This is a genomic window from Auraticoccus monumenti, from assembly GCF_900101785.1.
Taxonomy (GTDB): Bacteria; Actinomycetota; Actinomycetes; order Propionibacteriales; family Propionibacteriaceae; genus Auraticoccus; species Auraticoccus monumenti.
The window spans coordinates 4069981-4089728 of the sequence record NZ_LT629688.1; the positions used below are offsets into that span (position 1 = coordinate 4069981).

Consider the following 19748-nt stretch of genomic DNA (forward strand, 5'->3'; position numbering starts at 1 on the left):
ACGGCGGTCCTCACCGGCAGCCGGGGTTGCGCGACCTCCGGCTCCGCCTGGCCAGCGCCCAGGGTCTCGCGACCCCGGGCGCTGGCTCCGTGCTGAGGACCGCCACCACCGATCGCACCCTCACCTTCCTGCGCAGCCTGTGGGACGCGGCCACCGAGGGCCACGCCCAACCGATCCACGTCGGCTCCGGGGTGGCCCTCGCCTGCACCGGGAGCCTGGCCCGCGGCGACGGCGGCCCGCTCAGCGACCTCGACCTGGTGCTGCTGCACGACGGCCGCGCCCTCGCCGCCGGCGACCTGGCCGAGCTGGCCGACCGGCTCTGGTACCCGCTGTGGGACTCCGGCGTCGGCCTGGACCACTCGGTCCGCTCCCCGGCCCAGTGCCGCCAGGTGGCCTCCGGCGACCTGGCGGTGGCCGCGGCGATGCTGGACCTGAGCCCGGTGGCCGGGGACGAGACGCTGGTGTCGGCGGTGAGCAAGCAGCTGGCCGAGGACTGGCGGGCCCAGTCCCGCAAGCGGCTGCCCGAGCTGGCCGACAGCCTGACCGAGCGCCACTCCTCCGCCGGCGACCTCTCCCAGTCCCTGCAGCCCGACCTCAAGGAGGCCCGGGGCGGGCTCCGCGACATGGTGGTGCTGCAGGCGCTGACCCGCTCCTGGCTGGCCGACCGGCCGCACGGCGCCCCGGACCGCGCCTACGCCCAGCTGCTCGACGTCCGCGACGCGCTGCACGTGGTCACCGGCCGCAGCCGCAGCATCCTGGCCCGCGAGGACCAGCAGCCGGTGGCCGAGCTGCTCGGGCTGGAGGACGTCGACGAGCTGCTGACCGTGGTCTCCCGCTCCGCCCGGGTGGTGCACCGGGCCCTGCACACCACCCTGCGCAGCGCGCTGCAGTCCCAGCAGGCCCGGGTACGGCGGATCGGGCCCCGACGCCCCCAGCTCGCCCCCCTCGGCCACGGCCTCTACCTGCACGACGGCGAGGTGGTGCTGGGGCGCGGCAGCGACCTCACCGACCCGCTGCTGGTGCTGCGGGCGGCGGTCGCCGCCGCGGAGCGCCAGATCCCACTCGGACCCGCCACGGTGGCCAACCTGGCCGCCCGCGGCGCCGGGCTGCCGGTGCCGTGGCCTGCTGCCGCCCGCGAGCTGCTGGTGCAGCTGCTGGGCAGCGGCGAGGGGCTGCTGGAGGTGTGGGAGGCCCTCGACCAGGCCGGCGTGGTCGACGGCTGGCTGCCGGCCTGGGCGGCCGTGCGCAGCCGGCCGCAGCGCAACGGGATCCACCGCCACACGGTCGACCGGCACCTGCTGGAGACGGTGCTGCACGCCTCCCGCGTGGGCGACCCGCCGGCGCGACACGACCTGCTGCTGGTCGCCGCGCTGCTGCACGACATCGGCAAGGTCCGCGGGGCGGGCGACCACAGCGTCGCGGGCGAGCCGATCGCCCTCGCCGCCGTCCAGCGCCTGGGCTTCCCCGCCGGGGACGCCGCCGTCGTGGCCCGGCTGGTGCGCGAGCACCTGACCCTGATCACGCTGGCCACCACCCGCGACCCGACCGACCCCGCCACGCTGGCCGCGGCCGCCGACGCCGTGGACGGGCGCCCGGAGCTGGTCGACCTGCTGGCCGCGCTGACCGAGGCCGACGCGCGGGCGGTGGGCAGCAAGGCCTGGACCCCGTGGCGGGCGACGCTGCTGCACTCACTGACCGGGCACCTCCGGGCGGCGCTCGGTCGCGGCCACGACCGCCCCGCCGAGCACGTGGGCACCGACGTCGGCTGAGGCCCGTCGCGCCTCGGCCAGGCTGGCCCCGGTGGTGACCACGTCGTCGACCACCACCCACGCCTCCCCGGACCGCGGGCCGGCGCGGGCGGCCAGCGCCCCCGACAGGTTCTCCCAGCGCTCGGCGGCGGACAGCTCGGCCTGGTCCCCCACCCGTCTGCGGTGCGCCAGCCGCGGACCGGACCGCACCGGCAGCCCCGCACCCCGCAGCCACCCCGCCGCCCGGGAGGCCAGCCGCGCCGTGGTGTCCAGCCCCCGCTCGCGCACCACCGCCGGGGAGGAGGGCACGGGTACCAGCAGCACCGGCCCGTCCCAGCCCCGCTCCTCCAGCAGCGCGGCCACCGCCAGCCCCAGCCGGGGTCCGAGCAGCCCGGCCAGGGACCAGGCCTGCCGCTCCTTGTAGGCCGTCACCAGCTGCCGAACCACGCCGGCGTACGGCGCCGCGGCCAGCACCGGCTCCGGGCTCCCCCGCGGCCACAGCGACCGCCAGTGCCGCACCGGCTCCTCCTCCAGCGCCGCCCGGCACGCCGGGCAGCAGCCCAGCCCGGGCACCCCGCACCCCGGGCAGGCCGCTCCCAGCAGCAGGTCCGCCGCCGCGTCCGCCCACACCCTCATGACGCCACCGTCGTCGGGTCGGGCCGATCACACCGCCCGGCACCGGCCGCTGTGGACGGCGCCCGGGGACGGTGCGCGCCTGTGGACGGTCAGCCCGTCCAGGCCGCCGCGGTCACGCCGCCGAGCACCTCGGGCCAGCGGTAGTCGCCCTGGCGGAGCCACAGCTGCCCCTCCCGGCCCACCACCGCGGCCCGTAGCCCCGCGGGGTGCGGGAAGGCCGCCAGCGCGACCGGGTCCCACCCGCCCGGACCGGCCTGGGTCATCTCGGCACCGTCCTGGTCCACCACCCACGGCAGCGAGGGGCTGTCCTCCCCGGCGCGGGCCAGCAGCAGCAGCGACGTGGCGTCGGACCAGGTGACCTCGTCGACCAGCGTCAGCCGTCCGGTCGCCGAGACCAGCGGGATGCTCCGCAGCGAGGTGACCGAGGGCTGGTCCCCGCGGCGCACCAGCGCCATCCCCAGCTCGGTCCGGCCGTCCACCCGGTGGGCCACCGCCATCCGGGTCCCGTCGGGGGAGATGCGGAAGGAGACGACCTCCTTGTCGGCCAGCGCCGGGGCGTCGACCTCGCGGGCCCCGCCCTCGTCCACCACGTGCACCCGGGTGCCGTCGTCACCGGACTGCATCACCCAGAGGTCGTGCAGCCGGGTGTACTGCGGGGTCAGCAACCCCTTCGCCCCGGGCAGCGGTTCCTCGACGGCGGCACCGGCGACGCCGTCGGCCACCAGCAGCCGGCGCCGGTCCGCACTGACCACCGCGAGCTCCTGGTCCGGGGCCGGGGCGGCGGCCATCGCCGCGACCGGCTCCCCGAGGTCGGCGAACGGGCCTTCGACCGCCACCAGCTCGGGGGTCGCCGTCAGCCCGTCCCGGACCCGCGACACCCCCTTGCCCTCGACCACCAGCAGCTGCGGGTCCCCGCTGCCGGCCAGCGGGGACAGGTAGTCGTAGGCCGAGACGGCGACGGTGCCGTCGGCGCGCTGCCCCGGCACCACGTAGGGGGTCCCGGCGGAGAGGAAGCGGACGGCGGTGATCTCCTCCAGCTGGCGCAGGGTCCACACCACCTGGGCGGCCATCCGGTTGCGCTGCTCGGCGGTGAGCTGGTCCACGGTCTCGTCCAGCGACACCTCGGCGACACCTTCGGGGCTGATCGGGATGGACAGCCCCAGCTCGGCCTGCTCGGGCACCGCGGTGACCACCGCCGGGGCCAGCCAGCTGGTCGGGCCGTCCAGCAGCGCGTTGACCAGGGTGGTGGCCGACTGGTTGCCGCGCGGCACGTAGATCGGGTCCGGCACCACACCGGCGAAGGCCGGGTCGAAGAAGTACACGTTGAGGCCGTCGTAGAAGCGCTCGAACAGGTACTGGGAGACCAGCAGCCCGTCCGGCGGGTGGCCGATCCGCCACTGCCCCTCGGCGTCGCGCTCCATCCCGAAGTCGATGCGGTAGTCGCGGTCCTGCTGGCTGTAGGAGCCGTCGGGGCCCACCACGCCCACCAGCTCCGCCTCCAGCACGACGCTGCTGCCGCTGCTCACCGGCGACCCCTCGCCGTAGACCAGCACCGCCTCGTCCGGGCGCCAGGACTCGCGGACGTCCTCGGCCAGGTACTCCCGGGCCACCGTGTAGTCGGTGCGGTAGTTGGCCATGGCGTGCAGGAACCCCTCCACCACCAGCGCTGCGGGCGCGTCCCGGACGGGTGGCTCGGGCTCGATCTCCACCGAACCGCTGGGCGCCTGGCTGGGCGGGTGACCTGCCTCCACCGGACCCGAGGTGGGCACGGTCAGGCAGGAGCTGAGCAGCCCGGCCAGCAGGGGCAGCACCAGCAGCCACCAGCGCCGGGTCACGACGTCACCGTCCCGGGGAGCAGCGCCGGACGGGCCGCGGGCGGCGGTGCCGCGGGTCGCGGGTCGGCGGGGAGGTCGGGCAGCGGCGAGCCGTGCAGCGCGGTGCCGTGCACCCGCGGGACCGTCAGGCGGAACTGGGCCCCCAGCCCCGGCCGGGCCCACGCGTCCAGCCAGCCGCCGTGCAGGTGGGCGTCCTCGAGCGCGATGGCCAGCCCCAGCCCGGTGCCCCCCACGGTCCGGGCGCGCGAGGGGTCGGCGCGCCAGAAGCGGTGGAACACCTGGTCGACCTGGGCGGCCTCGAAGCCGATCCCGTGGTCGCGCACGGTGATCGCCGCCGCGGTGGAGTCCGAGGCCAGCCGGATGTCGATCGGGCGCCGCTCCCCGTGCTCGATGGCGTTGGTGACCAGGTTGCGCAGCACCCGGGTGATCCGGCGCGGGTCGACCTCGGCGGTGCACGGCTGCGGCGGGCGGAACAGCCGCAGCGGCGTCCCGGAGCGCTCGGCGAAGGCGGCCTGGGCCGACATCTCCCGCTCCACCAGCTCCAGCAGGTCGGTCTCCTCGCAGGACAGCACCGCCGCCCCGGCGTCGAAGCGGGAGATCTCCAGCAGGTCGGCCAGCAGGCCCTCGAAGCGGTCGACCTCGTGGTACAGCAGCTCCGCGCTGCGGGCCGAGACCGGGTCGAAGTCCTCGCGGTTCTCGTGCAGCACCTCCGCCGCCATCCGCACCGTGGTCAGCGGGGTCCGCAGCTCGTGGCTGACGTCGGAGACGAACTGCTGCTGGACCTGCGAGAGCCCCTCCAGCCGCCCGATCTGCTGCTGCAGCTCCGAGGCCATGTGGTTCATCGAGACGGCCAGGCTGGCCAGGTCGTCGGTCCCCCGCACCGGCAGCCGGTCGTCCAGCTGCCCGGCGGCCAGCCGCTCCGCGGTGAGCCGGGCCTCCCGCACCGGGTCGACCACCTGCCGGGCCACCACCGCGGCCACCACGGTCAGGGCCAGCACCAGCAGCGTGCCGGTGGTGGTGACCGCACGCTGCACGACCTCCAGCGTGGCCAGCTCGCTGGTCAGCGGGAAGATGAAGTAGATGGCGTAGCGGCCCGAGCCGGGGGCGACCAGCGAGCCACCCACCGCCACACCCGGCACCGGCTCCGAACCGTCGGTCCAGCGCACCTGGGTGGGAGTCACCCAGGTGCCCTCCTCCCCCGCCACCTGGGCCCGCAGGGACTCCGGCACGCTCTGGGCGGAGACCCGCGGTGACTGGATGTCGGAGACCGGGCCCTGCACCACGACCTCGTACTGCCCGCTGGCCACGCCGCGGCTGGCCGCCTCGATGGCCAGCCGGGTCAGCACCTCGTTGACGTTGGAGCGCGAGAGGTCGGCGGCCTGCAGCGAGCGCTGGGCGGTGTCCAGCGCCACCGCGGCCTCGGCCAGGGCCTGGTCCTGCTTGGTGCGCAGGATGCCCTCGGTGGCCTGCTGCAGCAGCAGGAACCCGCCGAGCAGGATCACCGCCGTCGACGCCGCCAGGGTGCTGGCGATGACGCGCAGCGGCAGCGAGCTCCACCACACCTGCAACGGGGTGCGGAGGAGGGGTCGAAGACGCTGCGCGGACCACCCCCGCTCCACCAGGGTGGGGGCGGGGGTGCCGGTGGCGGTCGTCACCTCACCCCCGGCTGACCCCGTCACCGGCCTTGTAGCCGATGCCGCGCACGGTGACCACGATCTCGGGACGCTCGGGGTCGCGCTCGATCTTGGAGCGCAGCCGTTGCACGTGCACGTTCACCAGCCGGGTGTCGGCGGCGTGGCGGTAACCCCACACCTGCTCCAGCAGCACCTCGCGGCTGAACACCCGGCGCGGGCTCTTGGCCAGGGCCAGCAGGAGGTCGAACTCCAGCGGGGTGAGGGAGATCTCCTTGCCGTCCCGGCGCACCGAGTGCCCCTCCACGCTGATCGAGAGGTCACCGATCTGGAGCACGTCGCCTTCGTCCTCGTCGGGACGGCGCCGCAGCCGGGTGCGGATCCGGGCCACCAGCTCCTTGGCCTTGAAGGGCTTCGCCACGTAGTCGTCGGCCCCGGCCTCGAGCCCGGCGACGACGTCGATGGTGTCGGAGCGGGCGGTCAGCATCACCACCGGCACCCCGGACTCGGCCCGGATGTCGCGGCAGACGTCGACGCCGTCGCGGCCCGGCAGCATCAGGTCCAGCAGCACCAGGTCGGGCTGGTGCTCGCGGAAGGCGGCCAGCGCGGCGTCCCCGTGGCCGACCCAGATGGGCTCGAAACCCTCCTGGCGCAGCACGATCTGGAGCATCTCGGCCAGGGCCGCGTCGTCGTCGACCACGAGCACGCGTTGTCGCTGGCCGACGGTCCTGGGCTCCGACACGTCCCCACCTCTCACTCGGTCCTGCCAGATCCTACGCCCGGGGCGGACCCGCCCCCGTGGGAGACTGCCGCCGTGACCGCCGCGCCCCTCCCCGCGACCCCCGGTCGGGCGCGTCCGGAGGTGGCCCGCGCCGCCGAGCAGGCCCTGCTGCCGCTGCGCCCGATGACGCTGGGGGAGATCCTCGACGTCGGCTTCCTGGTGGTCCAGCGCAACGCCCGGGTGATGGTCGGCCTGCCGCTGGTGGTGGCGGTGCTGGAGGGGGTGGCGGTGCTGCTGCTGCTCGGCGTCCAGGTCCTCGTCAGCCGGGTGGCCTCCGACGTGGTGGCCTGGGTGGTGGTCGCCGTGCTCGGCGCGCTGGGGCTGCTCGCCGCCGGGGTCCTGGTCGTCTGGCTGTCGGCGGTGATGTCCCGCTTCAGCCTGCAGACCGTGCTCGGCGACGGGTTCGCGCCCGCCGTCTCCCGGATCACCTGGCGGGCCAACCTGCGGCTGCTGGGCCCGATGACCGGCTTCACGGTGCTGGCGGCGCTGCTGCTCGGCGTCCTCTCCTACGCGGCCTCCCTCTCCAGCCTGCTGCTGGTCCCCTTCACGGTGGGCGGCGACCCCGTGGCCGCCACCATCGGCGGCGTGCTCTACCTGGCGATCAGCGCCTGGCTGACCAGCTGGGCCTGGGCCTACCCGATGCTGGCCGTGCCCGCCTACGCGCTGGAGTCCGCGACCGCCCCCAGCTGGATCGGGCGCCCGCTGGCCCCGACCTGGATGCCGGCCTCGTTCTTCCGGGCCATCAGCCTGGTCGGCTGGCGGCAGGTCCCCCGGGCCGTCGCGGTCACCGCCTGCGTGCTGGCCATGGCGACCGCCGCCGTGCTGCTGGTGCTGGTCGCGGTGCTGCTGGCCGCCGCGGTGTACGGACCGGTGCTGCCGGTGCAGTGGGACGACCTGGCCGCGCTGGCCACCCGCCCGGGGACCTGGTTCGTGCTGGGGGCGCTGTTCACCGTGCTGCTGGGCGCGGTGGTCCCCTTCGCCGCCGCCGTGCAGACCATCTTCTACCTCGACCTGCGGATGCGCCGGGACGGCCTCGACCTGGCCCTGCGCTTCGACTGCGTGCGGGTGCCCCAGCCGCAGGCCCCTCCTCCCGCACCGCCCTGGGTCGGCCCGTGACCCCCCTCGACGTCCCGATCGAGATCGGCCGCGACGAGGCCCGCCGGCTGGCCGCCGAGGAGCTCGGCCGGGCCCGCTACGACCTGCAGGTGCCGGAGTGGCTGCAGGACCTGCTCGCCCGGGCGCAACGGGCGCTGTACTGGCTGATGGAGCGCCTCGGGGAGCTGGTGGAGCGCACCCTGGAGCTCTCCCCCTCCGGCGGTGGCGGCGGGGACAGCTCGCCGTGGCTGGTGGTCGGCGTGGTGCTGCTGCTGGTCGCGCTGGCCGTCCTGGTGTGGCGGGTCGGGCTGCCCCGGCTCAACCGGCGCACCGAGGACGCCGAGGTCTCCACCGAGGCCGAGGTCTCGGCCGCGCAGTACCGCACGCTCGCCGAGCAGGCCGGCGCGGCCGGGGACTGGGCCGGTGCGGTGCTGGAGGAGTTCCGCTCGCTGGTGCGCGAGCTGGAGCACCTGACCGTGATCGACCCCCGACCCAGCCGCACCGCCCTCGAGGTCGCCTGGCGGGCGTCGCTGGCGGTGCCGACGGCCGAGCCGGACCTGCGCGCGGCCGCCGGTGTCTTCAACGACGTGGTCTACGGCCGCACCCCGGCCACCCCGGAACGCTGGCAGCAGCTCCGCACCCTGGCCGACCAGGCGCTCGCCGAGGCCCGGACCGCCGACCTCAGCGGGGTGCCCGCATGAGGGCCTGGCTGCGCCGGCCCTGGGTGCGGGCCCTGCTGGCGCTGCTCGCCGCGCTGCTGGTGCTGGTGGCCGTGGGCGGCGTCTGGGGACTGCTGGAGCGCCGACCCGGTGACCCCCGCTCGGACCGACCCGACGGGACGTCCGCGCTGGCCGCGCTGGTCGGCGACCAGGGCGTGGACGTCCGGGTGGCCTCCTCGGTGCCCTCGGCCGGCCGTGGTCCCGACGCCCCGTGGACGCTCGTGGTCGGGCTGCCGGACGACCTTCGGCCCGAGCAGTGGGACCGCCTGCTGGCCGACGGGCCCACCGACGTCGTGCTGCTCTCCCCCGGCGCGCCCACCACCGAGCACCTCGGGCTGCCGGTGCAGGTGGCCGCGGCGACCAGCCCGGTGGCCCAGCCCGGGTGCACCGACCCCTCGGCCGAGCGCGCCGGCAGCACCGCCTCCGCGGCGGCGTCCCGGGCCTACACCGGCAGCGGGCTGGCCTGCTATGCGCTGGGTCCCGGCTCGGGCTACCTGCAGCTCCCGCACCGGGGCACCACCGTGCACCTGCTCGGCACCGGCTGGGCCAACGGGGAGCTGCTCGAGGAGGGCAACGCCTCCTTCGCGATGCAGGTGCTGGGCCGACACGCCGAGCTGGTCTGGCTGACCGCTCCCGAGCCCGAGCCGGAGGACACCGGTCCGACCGGGCCCGAGGCGCCGTCGCTGCTGCCGCCGTGGTGGCTGCTGGCCTGCCTGCAGGTGCTGGTGGCCTTCGCCGCGCTGCTGGTGTGGCGCGGCCGGCGGCTCGGCCCGATCGTGACCGAGGGCCTGCCGGTCGTGGTGCCGGCCGGGGAGGCGGTCGAGGGGCACGGCCGTCTCTACCACCGCATCGGCGCCCGCGAGCACGCGGCGGAGGTGCTGCGGGGTGCCACCCTGTCCCGGCTCGGACGCCGGCTGGGCCCCAGCGACCCGCTGGCCCTGGTCGAGGTGGTCGGTACCCAGACCGGGCTGCAGACCGAGTGGCTGCGCTCGGTGCTCACCGGCCCGGCGCCCACCGACGACGCCGGACTAGCCCGGCTCGCCACCCAGCTCCACGAGATCGAGGAGCGGGTCCGCACCAGCTGAGCGACCCGCCCGGACCACCCACCACCGACCCACCCCGAGAGGCAGACATGACCCAGACCACCCAGCAGGCCTCCCCCGCCCGGCAGGCGCTCGGGGACGTCCGCGCCGAGGTGGCCAAGGCCGTGGTCGGCCAGGAGACCGCCGTCACCTCGCTGCTGATCTGCCTGCTCTGCCGCGGCCACATCCTCTTCGAGGGCGTCCCCGGCACGGCCAAGACGCTGCTGGTGCGCACCTTCGCCGCCGCCCTGCAGGTGGGCACCAAGCGGGTCCAGTTCACCCCGGACCTGATGCCCGGTGACATCACCGGCTCGCTGATCTACGACGCCCGCTCCTCGGAGTTCACCTTCCGCGAGGGCCCGGTCTTCACCAACCTGCTGCTGGCCGACGAGATCAACCGCACCCCGCCCAAGACCCAGGCCGCCCTGCTGGAGGCGATGGAGGAGCGGCAGGTGACCCTGGAGGGCACCCCGCGCCGGCTGCCGGAGCCGTTCATGGTCGCCGCCACCCAGAACCCGGTGGAGTACGAGGGCACCTACCCCCTGCCCGAGGCGCAGCTGGACCGCTTCCTGATGAAGGTGCGCATCGACCTCCCCCAGCGCGAGGCCGAGCTCGAGGTGCTGGGTCGCCACGCCCGCGGCTTCGACCCCTCCGACCTGGCCGCGGCCGGGGTGCGCGCCGTCGCCGGTCCGGCCGACGTCGAGCAGGCCCGTCGTGAGGTGCGCCAGGTGGTGGTGCACCCGGCGGTGCTGGCCTACGTGGTCGACGTGGTGCGCGGGACCCGGCAGTCCCCCTCGCTGCAGATGGGCGTCTCCCCCCGCGGCGCCACCGCCCTGCTGTACGCCGCCCGCGCCTGGGCCTGGCTGGCCGGGCGTGACTACGTCTCCCCCGACGACGTCAAGGCGTTGGCCTTCCCCACCCTGCGGCACCGGGTCAGCCTCCGCCCGGAGGCCGAGCTCGACGGGCTCAGCTCCGACGCCGTGATCGAGTCGGTGCTGGCCTCCGTGCCGGTGCCCCGCTGAGCCGGGGACGACGATGGTGCTGACCTGGCGCCCGCTGGCGCTGGCCCTGCTGGAGGTCCCGCTGGTGGTGTGGCTGGGGACGTGGTGGGGCTGGCTGGTCGCCGCCGGCGTCGTGGTGGCGGTGGTGGTGCTGGACGTCGTGCTGGCCCCGTCCCCGCGGCGTCTGGTGGTGCGCCGCGGGGGCGACACCTCGATCCGGCTCGGGCAGTCGGCCGAGGTGTGGGTCAGCGTGGCCTCCCAGGCCCGGTCCACCGCCCGCTGCCGGGTCCGCGACGCCTGGGTCCCCTCGGCCGGGGCCACCGGGGGCGTCACCTCGGTGGTGCTCCCCCCGGGTCAGCGCCGCCGCAGCACCACCGTGCTGCAGCCCACCCGCCGCGGTGACCGCCGGGCCGGGCCGGTCACCGTGCGGGTCCTCGGCCCGCTCGGGTTCGCCGGCCGGCAGGCCGACCACGAGGTGCCCTGGTCGGTCCGGGTGCTGCCCCCCTTCACCAGCCGCAAGCACCTGCCCAGCCGGCTCAACCGGCTGCGTGAGCTGGACGGTCGCACCACGCTGCTGCAGCGCGGTCAGGGCACCGAGTTCGACAGCCTCCGCGAGTACGTCCCCGGCGACGACATCCGCTCCATCGACTGGCGGGGCACCGCCCGCTCCAGCACCGTGGTGGTGCGGACCTGGCGTCCCGAGCGGGACCGTCACGTCCTGGTGGTGATCGACAGCGGACGCGCCTCGGCCGGCCGCGTCGGGGACCAGCCCCGTCTCGACCTGGCCATGGACGCCACCCTGCTGCTGGCCGCGCTGGCCAGCCGGGCCGGTGACCGGGTGGACCTGCTGGTCGCGGACCGCCAGGTGCGGGCCAGCGTCCAGCGCAAGGGGCCCTCGGAGCTGCTGTCGGCCCTGGTGCAGGCGATGGCGCCGATCGAGCCCTTCTTGATCGAGACCCACCACCGCACCCTGGCCACCGAGATCGGCTCGAGGGTCGGGCAGCGCTCGCTGGTCGTGATCCTGACCGCCCTGGACCACGCCGCGGTGACCGAGGGGCTGCTGCCCTCCCTGGCCCCGCTGCTGCGGCGTCACCGGGTGGTCGTGGCCGCGGTGAGCGACCCGGGCAGCGAGGAGCTGCTGGCCGGCCACGACACCCCGGCGGAGGCCTACGCCGCCGCGGCGGCCGCCGTGGAGGCCGGACGCCGGGAGAGCACCGCCCGCGCGCTGCGGCAGGCGGGGCTCACGGTGGTGCAGTCACCGCCGGCCCGCTTCGCCCCGGACCTGGCCGACCACTACCTGGCGCTGCGGAGAGCCGGCCGGGTCTGACGGCCTCGTCCCGGACCGGCTGCGCCCGGGGTCACCCGGCACCGACCAGCAGGGCCGCGTCGGCGGTGGTCCGGTCCACCGAGCGGTGCCAGCGACCGGGGCCCACCGTGGCGGGCGGTCGACCAGGCAGGTGGATCCGGGCCGTCGTCCCCGGCGGCACCAGCACCTCCAGCCGGAAAACCTCCGCGTCCTGGCGCCAGGAGGCGCCGAGCTCCCCGCGGGGACCGTGGAGGAAGAACTCCGCGTGCTCCAGGTCCCCGCGTGCGGCCGGGTCCACCACGAAGGAGGACCACTGCGGCCCCAGCATCCGCACCCCCGCCACGTCCTCGTAGAGCCACCGGGTCATCGCCCCCATGAAGAAGTGGTTGCGCGAGCGCGAGACCGGGTTCCACATCTCCAGCAGGGTGGTCTCCCCGGCGTCGCGCCAGGCCCCCCAGCTCGGCGCGGTGCGACCGGTGGCCACCGCCAGCGCCACGTCCGCCCGGCCGGCCCGGGTGAGGACGCCGAAGAGCTCCGACAGCCCGAGGGCGCCGGCGTCGTGCCGGTTGCCGCGCTCGGCCAGGGACGTCACCAGCCCGTCCACCACAGCCGCGACGTGCTCGGGCGGGGTGATCTGGAAGGCCAGCGGCAGGACGTTGGCCGTCTGCCGGTAGCCGGGCCCGCTGCGGTACCAGCCCCGCTCGCGGTCGAGGAAGGCGTCGTTGACGGCGGCGGCCAGCTGGTCGGCGGAGCGTCGCAGACCGTCCGCCCGGGACGCCTCCCCGCCGCTGCGGGTCACCAGCGCCGCGGCCGTGCGGAGCGCCCGGACCAGGTAGCAGCTGGCCGCCACCCGGGGGTCGTCGTGCTCGGGGGTCCCGGTGCTGCCGGGGGCGAGGTAGTCTCCGAGGACGCCGGTGGCCAGGCCCGCGTCGTCCAGCCGCCCCAGCTCGCGGTCCAGGTGGCGCAGCACCCCCGGCAGGTGGCGCGGCACCAGCCCCGGGACGTCGTACCAGGTGTCGAGGCGGTCGAGCAGGTGGACGTAGAGGGTGGTCCACTCGGGCGCCTCGATCAGACCCCAGCCCGGGGTCGGCACGATCACCGGGAGCTGCCCGTCCGCGGTCTGGCTGTCGGCGATGTCGTCCAGCCACTTGGTCAGCAGCCGGCGCAGGTCGTACTGGTGCAGCATCGTCTCCAGCGCGACGTGGACGTCCCCGGTCCACCCGTTCTTCTCGTAGACCGGGGTGTCGGTGGGCAGGTGGTGCAGGTTGTTGCGCACCGTCAGCCGCATCGCGCGGTCGATCCAGGTGAGCACCTCGTCGCTGCAGCCGAACCGGCTGGCCGTGGCCACGTCGCTGTGGGCGTGCCGGGCCAGCAGCTCGACCTGGTCGGGCTCGGTGACCCCCTCGACCTCGACGAAGCGGAAGCCCTTGTAGCTGAACCGCGGCTCCCAGCTGCGGGTGTGCTCGCCGACCACGAACTCGTCGGTGTCGAGCCGGTCGGCGTGCACGTGCTCGTTCTCCGCCACCACGCCCGCGGCGTCGGCCCGCTCGCCGAAGCGCAGCCGGACCCGCGTCCCGGGCGCGGCGCCGGGCAGGCCGACCCGCACCCAGCCGGCCAGCTGGGTGCCGAAGTCGGCGACCAGCCGGTCCCCGGCCCGGGTCCAGCGGACCGGCGGCAGGGAGGCCACCACCCGGACCGGCTCGTGCTGCTGGGCCACCAGGGTGCCGGCGGGCGGCTCGGCCAGCCGGACCGGCGCCCACCCGGTGGCGTCATAGCCCGGCCGGTCCCAGCCCCGAGGCTCCGCCCGGGCGTCGAAGGTCTCCCCCTCGTAGAGGGAGTCCGATCGGGTGCCGCCCGGCGCCCAGCGCCACGTGGTGTCGCTGCCGAGGACGGCCACCGGCTGGTCGACGGCGTCGAGGAGCTCGACCTGGACCCTGGCCATCCGCGGCCCCCGCCAGGGCGGCTCGTGCCAGCCCCACACGTTGGGGGTGGTCATCGCGTAGAAGCCGCGCCCCAGCTCCACCCCCACGACCGCCGGGCCGGCCCCGAGCGCCACCGGGTAGCTGCTGTGGATGATGCGGCGGTGGTAGGCGGTGAACCCGGACTCCAGCCGGGCGTCGCTGACCGGCTCGCCGTTCAGCGTGGTGCGGTGCAGCCCCAGACCGGCAACGTGGACGACCGCCCGGACCACCCCGGCGGGGACGTCCAGCTCCCCGCGCAGCAGCGGGGCCACCGGGCCGTCCTCACCGCTGGTGACCCACCGGGCCGACCAGTCGACCGGGCCCGTCACAGCTTGACCGCGCTCTGGGAGAGGCCGGAGACGAAATAGCGCATCAGCACCAGCACCAGCACCGCGATGGGCAGCGAGGCGATGGTGAAGGCCGCCAGCTGGATGTTGAAGCTGTCCAGGTTCGGCGAGAACGCGGGCGGGGTGAAGCTGGTGATGGCCACCGACACCGTGGAGTCCCCGCCCTGCAGCACCAGCGAGGGCAGCACGTAGTCGCCGTAGAGGCTGACCACGTTCAGCAGCGCCAGGGCGATCACCAGCGGGCGGGCCAGCGGGGCGGCGATGTAGAGGAAGATCCACAGGTGCCCGGCGCCGTCGAGCTTGGCGGCCTCGAACAGCTCCTCGGGGATGGCCTCGATCGCGCTGCGGAGCACCACCACGCCGAGCGCCTGGCCACCGGCCAGGTAGGGCAGGATCAGCCCCCACGAGGTGCCGATCAGGCCGAGGTCGACGATCTGCACGTACAGCGGGATCAGCGTGATGAACCCGGGGATGAGCAGCAGGCCGAAGATGGTGAAGAACCAGAGCTCCTTCTCCCGGAACCGCAGCCGGGCGAAGGCGTAGCCGCTGGCCAGGGTGGTGAGGGCGATCCCCAGCACCGAGACCGTCACGATGACGAACGTGCTGAGGTAGGCGTCCTTGCTGGCCTCCCAGGCGAAGGCCAGGTTCTGCCACCGCGGGGAGCTGGGGAGCCCGAAGGGCGAGACCTGCATCTCCGGCCCGGTGCGCACCGAGTTGGTCAGCATGAACCAGACCGGGACGTAGGTCAGCAGGGCGACCACGACCAGGACGGCGTTGGCCGGCAGCGAGCGCCCGCGGAGCAGGCTGCGGCGCCGCGGCACCGGTCGCAGCACCACCGCCTCGTCCTCGGCGGGCGTGGTGGGCAGGGTGGCGTAGGTCGTCATCGGTCCGTCCTCAGCACGCGCATGTTGATGATCGACAGGGCCAGCACGACGACGAAGAGGATCGTCCCGACCGCCATGCCGAAGCCGTAGTTCCCGTAGGTGATCGCCCGCTGGTACATGTAGAGCACCGGGGTGAGGGTGGCGTCACCCGGACCACCGCCGGTCAGCAGCAGCGGCACCATCAGGTTCTGGGTGACGCCGATGATGCTCAGCACCAGCAGCAGCTTCCACTGCCCGAAGGTGAGGGGCACCTCGATCCGCAGCAGCTGGTCCAGCCGGCCGGCCCCCTCCAGGGCGGAGGCCTCCAGCACCTCCCGGGGGATGGCCTTGAGCCCGGAGTAGAAGATCAGCACGTTGAACGCCGAGACCCAGGGGAAGCCCAGGAAGATCAGCGCCCAGAGCGCGAACTGCGGGTCCGAGATCCACCCCCGGGCCCAGGAGCCGAGCCCGAGGGAGTCCAGCAGGGTGTTGATCGGTCCGGCGGGTCCGTAGAGGAACTGCCAGATCAGGACCGACACCACCGGCGGGATGATCAGCGGTGCGGTGAAGACGGCCCGCCAGAAGTACTGCAGCCGCTCCGAGCGGAGCCGGAAGATCAGCTCGGCCACGACGAAGGACGGCACCATGGCCAGCGGCACCCCGAACAGCGTCCAGATGGCCACGTTGACCGCCGACTGGTGGAAGGAGGCGTCGGCGAAGACGTCGACGAAGTTCTGCAGACCCACCCACTCCGGGGCGTTGAACCCGTCCCAGCGGGTCAGCGAGGTGTACCCGGCCCGCAGCGCCGGGTAGTAGCAGAAGACCAGCACGAGGACGACGGTGGGCAGCAGGAACCCGACCGCCGCCGCACGCTCGAGGAGCGCGCGGCGCAGCGGGGGCCTCCTGCCGGTCGTCGCGGCGAGGCTGCTCATCCGGCGTAGGCCTCGAAGTCGACCGGCGTGGTCCGCAGGAACTCCTCGAGCCCCTTGTCGATGATCTCGGGGTAGCGCGTGGCGACCTCGTCCGTCGTCACCTGCCCGAGCAGGTACTGCTGGAACAGCCGGCTGACCTGGTCGGCGGCCTCGGTGCTGAGCTCGGTGCCGCCGGAGATGGCGTAGATGGGCTTCGCGGCCAGCTCGGCCAGGTCGGTCATCGACGCCGGGGGCTCGGCACCGGTGAAGGTGGGCAGGAAGGCGCCGCGCTCGTTGCAGATCGACTCGTTCCACTGCGGGGTGGAGAAGAACTGCATCCAGCTCACCACCGCGTCCAGCTTCCCCTCCTCCTGCAGGCTGCTGTCGGAGCGGGCGGTGGAGATGTGGAACTGCCAGGCCGCGTTGGGCCCGGAGACGGCGTTGGAGCTGTCGAAGTCGGTGGCGTGCTCGTAGGAGCCGGCCAGCGAGGGCCAGGGGAAGGACCCGACCTCGAAGTCCGAGCCGGCGTCGCGCACCGCGCCCGGGGCCCAGGTGCCGTCGTAGATCATGGCGACCTCCTGGGCGGCGAACAGGGTCCCGGGCTCGGGCGAGCCGACCGGCGGGTCCGGCGGCAGCTGCATGATCGTGTCGTCGCAGTGGTCGAACAGCTCCTTGGCCACCGGCCACCAGGCCAGCACGGCCGGGTTCTGGCGCGGGTCGAGCAGGCCCTTGCGGTAGGCGACGGCCACGTCGATGCTGGAGATGCCGGGCTCCTCGGAGTAGGCGTCGATCTGCTGCAGCTTCTCCTCCCCCAGGAAGTTGGCCATGAAGATGCGGCTCACCCAGCCGAAGCCGCTGGTGATGGGCTGGATGGCGCAGGGGGTGATGCCCTTGGCCGCGAGCGCCCGGCAGACCTCGATCAGCCCGCGGTAGTCCTGCGGCGGCTCGACGCCGGCCTCGGCGAACAGGGCGGCGTTGTAGAAGAACGCGGTGCCGACGAAGTCGCCGTTGTTGGTGTAGATGGTCTCGGGGTCGGCGGAGGTGGTCGCGTAGACCGACTGGTTGTACACGTCGCGCCACCGGGCGTTGCCCTCCACGAACGGGTTCGGGCGCTCCATGTACTCGGTGAGGTCGGTGGCGACCCCGGCGGGGAAGGAGGTCTTGACGATGGGTGCCTGCTGCCACCAGATGTCGGGCAGCTGGCCCCCGGTCGCCGCGGTCTTCATCTGGTCGACCTCGTAGGTGTAGTCCGAGCCGAGGAACTCGATGGTGATGTCGGGGTAGAGCCGGGTGAACTCCGCGGCGGCCTTCCCGAACTCCTGCAGCTGGGCCGAGCCCGGCGCCAGCTTCACACCCTCCACGGCCGGGGTGTAGCCCTGGACGCCGGTGGAGATGGTCCCCTTCCAGGTCAGGTCGGGCATCCCGTCGGGCCGCAGCCCGACCGGGGCGGACCCGCCACCACCCCCGGAGGAGCCGCCGTTGCTGCAGCCAGCGAGGGCAGCGGCGCCGGCAGCCCCGGCTGCCGCACCCAGTAGTCCGCGACGTGTGATCATGTCCATCTCCTTTGAGGGTCACATCTCTCGAGCAGGCGGATCCGGCTCCAGCACCGCCGCGTAGAAGGTTCTACAGTGGCGACGTGCAGAAAACGTAGAACGTTATACACAGAGTCGTCAAGGGTGGCGCCGGCCCTCGCCGGGATCAGGCGGAGGCGCGCACCCGCAACCGCGGCTCGACCAGGACGTTCTGCGCCTGCTCCCGGCGACCCTCGAGCCGCTCGACCAGCAGCCGCGTCGCGAGCTGCCCCATCTCGACGGCGCGCTGGTCGGTGGTGGTGAGGCTGATCGGGGCCAGGGACGCCACCGGGATGTCGTCGCAGGCGGCGACGGCCAGGTCGGCCGGCGCCCGCAGGCCGCGCTCCCAGAGCCATCCCAGCGCCCCGAGGGCCGCCACGTCGGCTCCGGCGTGGACGGCGGTCGGTGGTCGGCTGCGGGCCATCAGCTCCCCGGCCAGCCGGTGCCCGCCCTCGCTCGTCCACTCCCCCACGACCACGTCCGGGACCAGCCCGTGGCGCTCCATCGCCTGGCGGTAGCCCGCCTCGCGGAAGTCCTCGGGGAGCCCGCCGGAGCGGGTCGACTGGGTGTGGAAGGCGATCCGCTCGTGACCCTGGCCGACCAGGTGGTCCACGACCAGGGACGCCCCCAGCGTGTCGTCGCTGGCCACCGAGTCGTAGGAACCCGAGCCGTCCTCCCCGTGCCGACCCAGCAGCACGATGGGTACCAGGGCGGACAGCTGCTGCAGCTCCTCGTTCGACATGGTCGGGGTGATCAGGATCAGCCCGTCCATCTGACGGTCGACCATCGAGCGCGCCGCCTCGAACTGCTCCTCGGCCCCGCCGTCGGTCAGGGTGATGAACGCGGAGTAGCGGCTGCGGTCGGCCTCACGGGCCACCCCGTCGAGCAGCAGCGTGATGAAGGGGTTGTGCACGTTGAGCGAGGACACCCCCAGCGTCCGGGTCGCCGAGCGCATGCTCTGGGCCGAGACCATCGGCCGGTAGCCGAGGGCGGCCACGGAGGCGTGCACCCGCTCCCTCATCTGCGGGCTGACCCCGTAGGCGTCCCGCAGCACCTTCGAGACGGCGGCCGGTGACACCCGGGCGTGCCGGGCCACGTCGACGATGGTCGGGCGACGGGTCGGTGGGCCGGGTCGATCGGCGTGGCTCACTCCCGCTCGACCTCCTGAGCCTCTCCGTCGCGGACACGCGCACCACCGGGGACCCCGGTGGTGCGCGATCCTAGCGGCGCCACCCCGCCGCCGGGGCAGGGCCGGTCGCGCCGGGCAGGACCGGTCGGCTCAGTCGTTGCCCTCGTCGCCCACGTCGGAGGTGTCGGTGCGGTCCTGGTTGGAGCGGTCCACCGGGGTGGGCGGGGCGCTGTCGGTGGTGTCGGGCCCGGTCGGCGTGACCGGGGGCTGCTCGGGGACCGGCGGCGTGATCGGGGCCGGAGGGGCGGTCGGGGTGCCCGGCTCCATGTCCTGCATCGACTCCGAGCTGGCCACCGGCCAGTTCGGGGTGCTGAGCACGTCGGCCTGGGGGACGGAGTCGCCCATGGCGGTCTTGGCGTCCTCGGCCGGGGCGTCCCAGACGCCGTCGCCGCTGTGGTACTTCTGCAGCGTCTCCAGGTAGTCCTCGAGGAAGAAGCGCACGTTGTAGATCCGGTTGGCGAAGGTGGCGCCGGAGTCGTCACCGGGTAGGGCGTCGACCGTCTCGGCCAGCCCCTCCACCTCGGTGAGCACCGCGGTGTAGATGCCTGCGAGCACCATCGCACCCTGCTCCGCGCCGACGGCCACGGTCTGGACGTGGCCCTTCAGGTCGGCCATCGCCTGCACCTGGTCGGGCAGCTTCTCGGCGTAGGCCTCCGCGCCGGGACCGGTCCACTTCATCCGCGCCGGGCTCTGGGCGATGACGTTCTCGTGGTCGCCCAGACCGGCGAAGACGTCCTCCTTCCACGTCCGGGCCGCCTCGTAGACCAGCTTGGCGTTGGGGACGTCGGCGGAGAAGTGGTCGTCCCAGTAGGTCCTCAGCGCCGTCCAGGCGTCGTCCATCTGCCCCTTGATCTCGTCGAACCGGTCCCAGACCGCGTTCTCCTCGTCGGTGGAGGTGGTGAAGAGGTCATCGTACTCCTCCTCGAGCTTGGCCATCACCGCCTCCATCTCGGCGCGGTCGCGGTCGTGGGCGGTGTTCTTGGCCGTCTCCAGGCTGTTCCAGGCCGCGCTGAGCCTGCTCGGCATGGACGACCAGCTGGAAAAATCGGGGGTGGACATCGTCGGGTGCTCC

At 74.4% G+C, this 19748-nt stretch carries 16 protein-coding genes; 6 read left to right on the forward strand and 10 right to left on the reverse strand.

Annotated features, from left to right (window positions below; all coding sequences use genetic code 11):
* Positions 1-89: 89 nt before the first annotated feature.
* A complete protein-coding gene (locus BLT52_RS18865) occupies positions 90-1769 on the forward strand; it encodes a [protein-PII] uridylyltransferase family protein (RefSeq protein ID WP_197679108.1) in 1680 nt (559 codons plus the stop codon).
* Here the strand turns inward: BLT52_RS18865 and BLT52_RS18870 are convergent.
* From BLT52_RS18870 to mtrA, 4 genes are all read right to left on the reverse strand, one after another.
* The gene (locus BLT52_RS18870; RefSeq protein WP_157677218.1) at positions 1689-2384 is read right to left on the reverse strand and encodes a ComF family protein; all 696 of its coding nucleotides are present in this window, start codon (positions 2382-2384) and stop codon (positions 1689-1691) included. The two genes, BLT52_RS18865 and BLT52_RS18870, sit on opposite strands and share 81 nt — an antisense overlap.
* A gap of 89 nt (positions 2385-2473) precedes the next feature.
* Positions 2474-4219 carry a GerMN domain-containing protein gene (locus BLT52_RS18875; protein WP_090595679.1) on the reverse strand — a complete coding sequence of 582 codons (1746 nt, stop codon included), beginning with the start codon at positions 4217-4219 and terminating at the stop codon, positions 2474-2476.
* Entirely contained in the window at positions 4216-5739 is a 1524-nt protein-coding gene (gene mtrB, locus BLT52_RS18880) for an MtrAB system histidine kinase MtrB (protein WP_197679422.1), read from the reverse strand. Before mtrB ends, BLT52_RS18875 begins: the two co-directional genes overlap by 4 nt.
* Positions 5740-5875: 136 nt before the next feature.
* Positions 5876-6592 (reverse strand): MtrAB system response regulator MtrA, encoded by a 717-nt coding sequence (mtrA, locus tag BLT52_RS18885; RefSeq protein WP_197679109.1) that lies wholly within the window; start codon positions 6590-6592, stop codon positions 5876-5878.
* Positions 6593-6664: 72 nt separating this feature from the next.
* Here mtrA and BLT52_RS18890 point away from each other — a divergent pair, with 72 nt between their 5' ends.
* Genes BLT52_RS18890 through BLT52_RS18910 form a run of 5 tightly spaced genes read left to right on the forward strand, consistent with a single transcriptional unit; the run spans position 6665 to position 11855 of the window.
* Positions 6665-7747 (forward strand): hypothetical protein, encoded by a 1083-nt coding sequence (locus BLT52_RS18890; RefSeq protein ID WP_090595680.1) that lies wholly within the window; start codon positions 6665-6667, stop codon positions 7745-7747.
* Positions 7744-8427, forward strand: coding sequence for a DUF4129 domain-containing protein (locus BLT52_RS18895; RefSeq protein WP_157677219.1), 684 nt, complete (start codon positions 7744-7746; stop codon positions 8425-8427). The genes BLT52_RS18890 and BLT52_RS18895 overlap by 4 nt, the downstream gene beginning before the upstream one ends.
* A complete protein-coding gene (locus tag BLT52_RS18900; protein ID WP_090595682.1) occupies positions 8424-9530 on the forward strand; it encodes a DUF4350 domain-containing protein in 1107 nt (368 codons plus the stop codon). Before BLT52_RS18895 ends, BLT52_RS18900 begins: the two co-directional genes overlap by 4 nt.
* A gap of 47 nt (positions 9531-9577) precedes the next feature.
* Positions 9578-10549, forward strand: coding sequence for an AAA family ATPase (locus BLT52_RS18905; protein ID WP_090595683.1), 972 nt, complete (start codon positions 9578-9580; stop codon positions 10547-10549).
* 13 nt (positions 10550-10562) lie between these two features.
* Positions 10563-11855, forward strand: coding sequence for a DUF58 domain-containing protein (locus BLT52_RS18910; RefSeq protein ID WP_090595685.1), 1293 nt, complete (start codon positions 10563-10565; stop codon positions 11853-11855).
* A 31-nt stretch (positions 11856-11886) separates the two neighbouring features.
* Here BLT52_RS18910 and BLT52_RS18915 read toward each other — a convergent pair whose 3' ends face one another.
* From BLT52_RS18915 to BLT52_RS18940, 6 genes are all read right to left on the reverse strand, one after another.
* On the reverse strand, positions 11887-14124 hold the full coding sequence (locus BLT52_RS18915; RefSeq protein WP_090595686.1) for a family 78 glycoside hydrolase catalytic domain: 2238 nt from the start codon (positions 14122-14124) through the stop codon (positions 11887-11889).
* Positions 14121-15026 carry a carbohydrate ABC transporter permease gene (locus BLT52_RS18920; RefSeq protein ID WP_090595688.1) on the reverse strand — a complete coding sequence of 302 codons (906 nt, stop codon included), beginning with the start codon at positions 15024-15026 and terminating at the stop codon, positions 14121-14123. Before BLT52_RS18920 ends, BLT52_RS18915 begins: the two co-directional genes overlap by 4 nt.
* On the reverse strand, positions 15023-15937 hold the full coding sequence (locus BLT52_RS18925; RefSeq protein ID WP_090595689.1) for a carbohydrate ABC transporter permease: 915 nt from the start codon (positions 15935-15937) through the stop codon (positions 15023-15025). Before BLT52_RS18925 ends, BLT52_RS18920 begins: the two co-directional genes overlap by 4 nt.
* Positions 15934-17469: an ABC transporter substrate-binding protein gene (locus BLT52_RS18930; RefSeq protein WP_157677220.1), complete on the reverse strand. Its 1536-nt coding sequence runs from the start codon at positions 17467-17469 to the stop codon at positions 15934-15936. The genes BLT52_RS18925 and BLT52_RS18930 overlap by 4 nt, the downstream gene beginning before the upstream one ends.
* A gap of 145 nt (positions 17470-17614) precedes the next feature.
* Positions 17615-18637, reverse strand: a complete 1023-nt coding sequence (locus tag BLT52_RS18935; protein WP_090595693.1) for a LacI family DNA-binding transcriptional regulator — start codon at positions 18635-18637, stop codon at positions 17615-17617.
* A gap of 129 nt (positions 18638-18766) precedes the next feature.
* Positions 18767-19735, reverse strand: coding sequence for a hypothetical protein (locus tag BLT52_RS18940; RefSeq protein WP_157677221.1), 969 nt, complete (start codon positions 19733-19735; stop codon positions 18767-18769).
* Between the last annotated feature and the right edge of the window lie 13 nt (positions 19736-19748).

Bases quoted from the DNA above. Each gene is read 5' to 3' on its own strand.
- BLT52_RS18930 (WP_157677220.1), bottom strand. From the start codon at position 17,469: ATGATCACACGTCGCGGACTACTGGGTGCGGCAGCCGGGGCTGCCGGC.
- BLT52_RS18920 (WP_090595688.1), bottom strand. From the start codon at position 15,026: ATGACGACCTACGCCACCCTGCCCACCACGCCCGCCGAGGACGAGGCG.
- BLT52_RS18925 (WP_090595689.1), bottom strand. From the start codon at position 15,937: ATGAGCAGCCTCGCCGCGACGACCGGCAGGAGGCCCCCGCTGCGCCGC.
- BLT52_RS18900 (WP_090595682.1), top strand. From the start codon at position 8,424: ATGAGGGCCTGGCTGCGCCGGCCCTGGGTGCGGGCCCTGCTGGCGCTG.
- BLT52_RS18910 (WP_090595685.1), top strand. From the start codon at position 10,563: ATGGTGCTGACCTGGCGCCCGCTGGCGCTGGCCCTGCTGGAGGTCCCG.
- BLT52_RS18870 (WP_157677218.1), bottom strand. From the start codon at position 2,384: ATGAGGGTGTGGGCGGACGCGGCGGCGGACCTGCTGCTGGGAGCGGCC.
- BLT52_RS18905 (WP_090595683.1), top strand. From the start codon at position 9,578: ATGACCCAGACCACCCAGCAGGCCTCCCCCGCCCGGCAGGCGCTCGGG.
- BLT52_RS18940 (WP_157677221.1), bottom strand. From the start codon at position 19,735: ATGTCCACCCCCGATTTTTCCAGCTGGTCGTCCATGCCGAGCAGGCTC.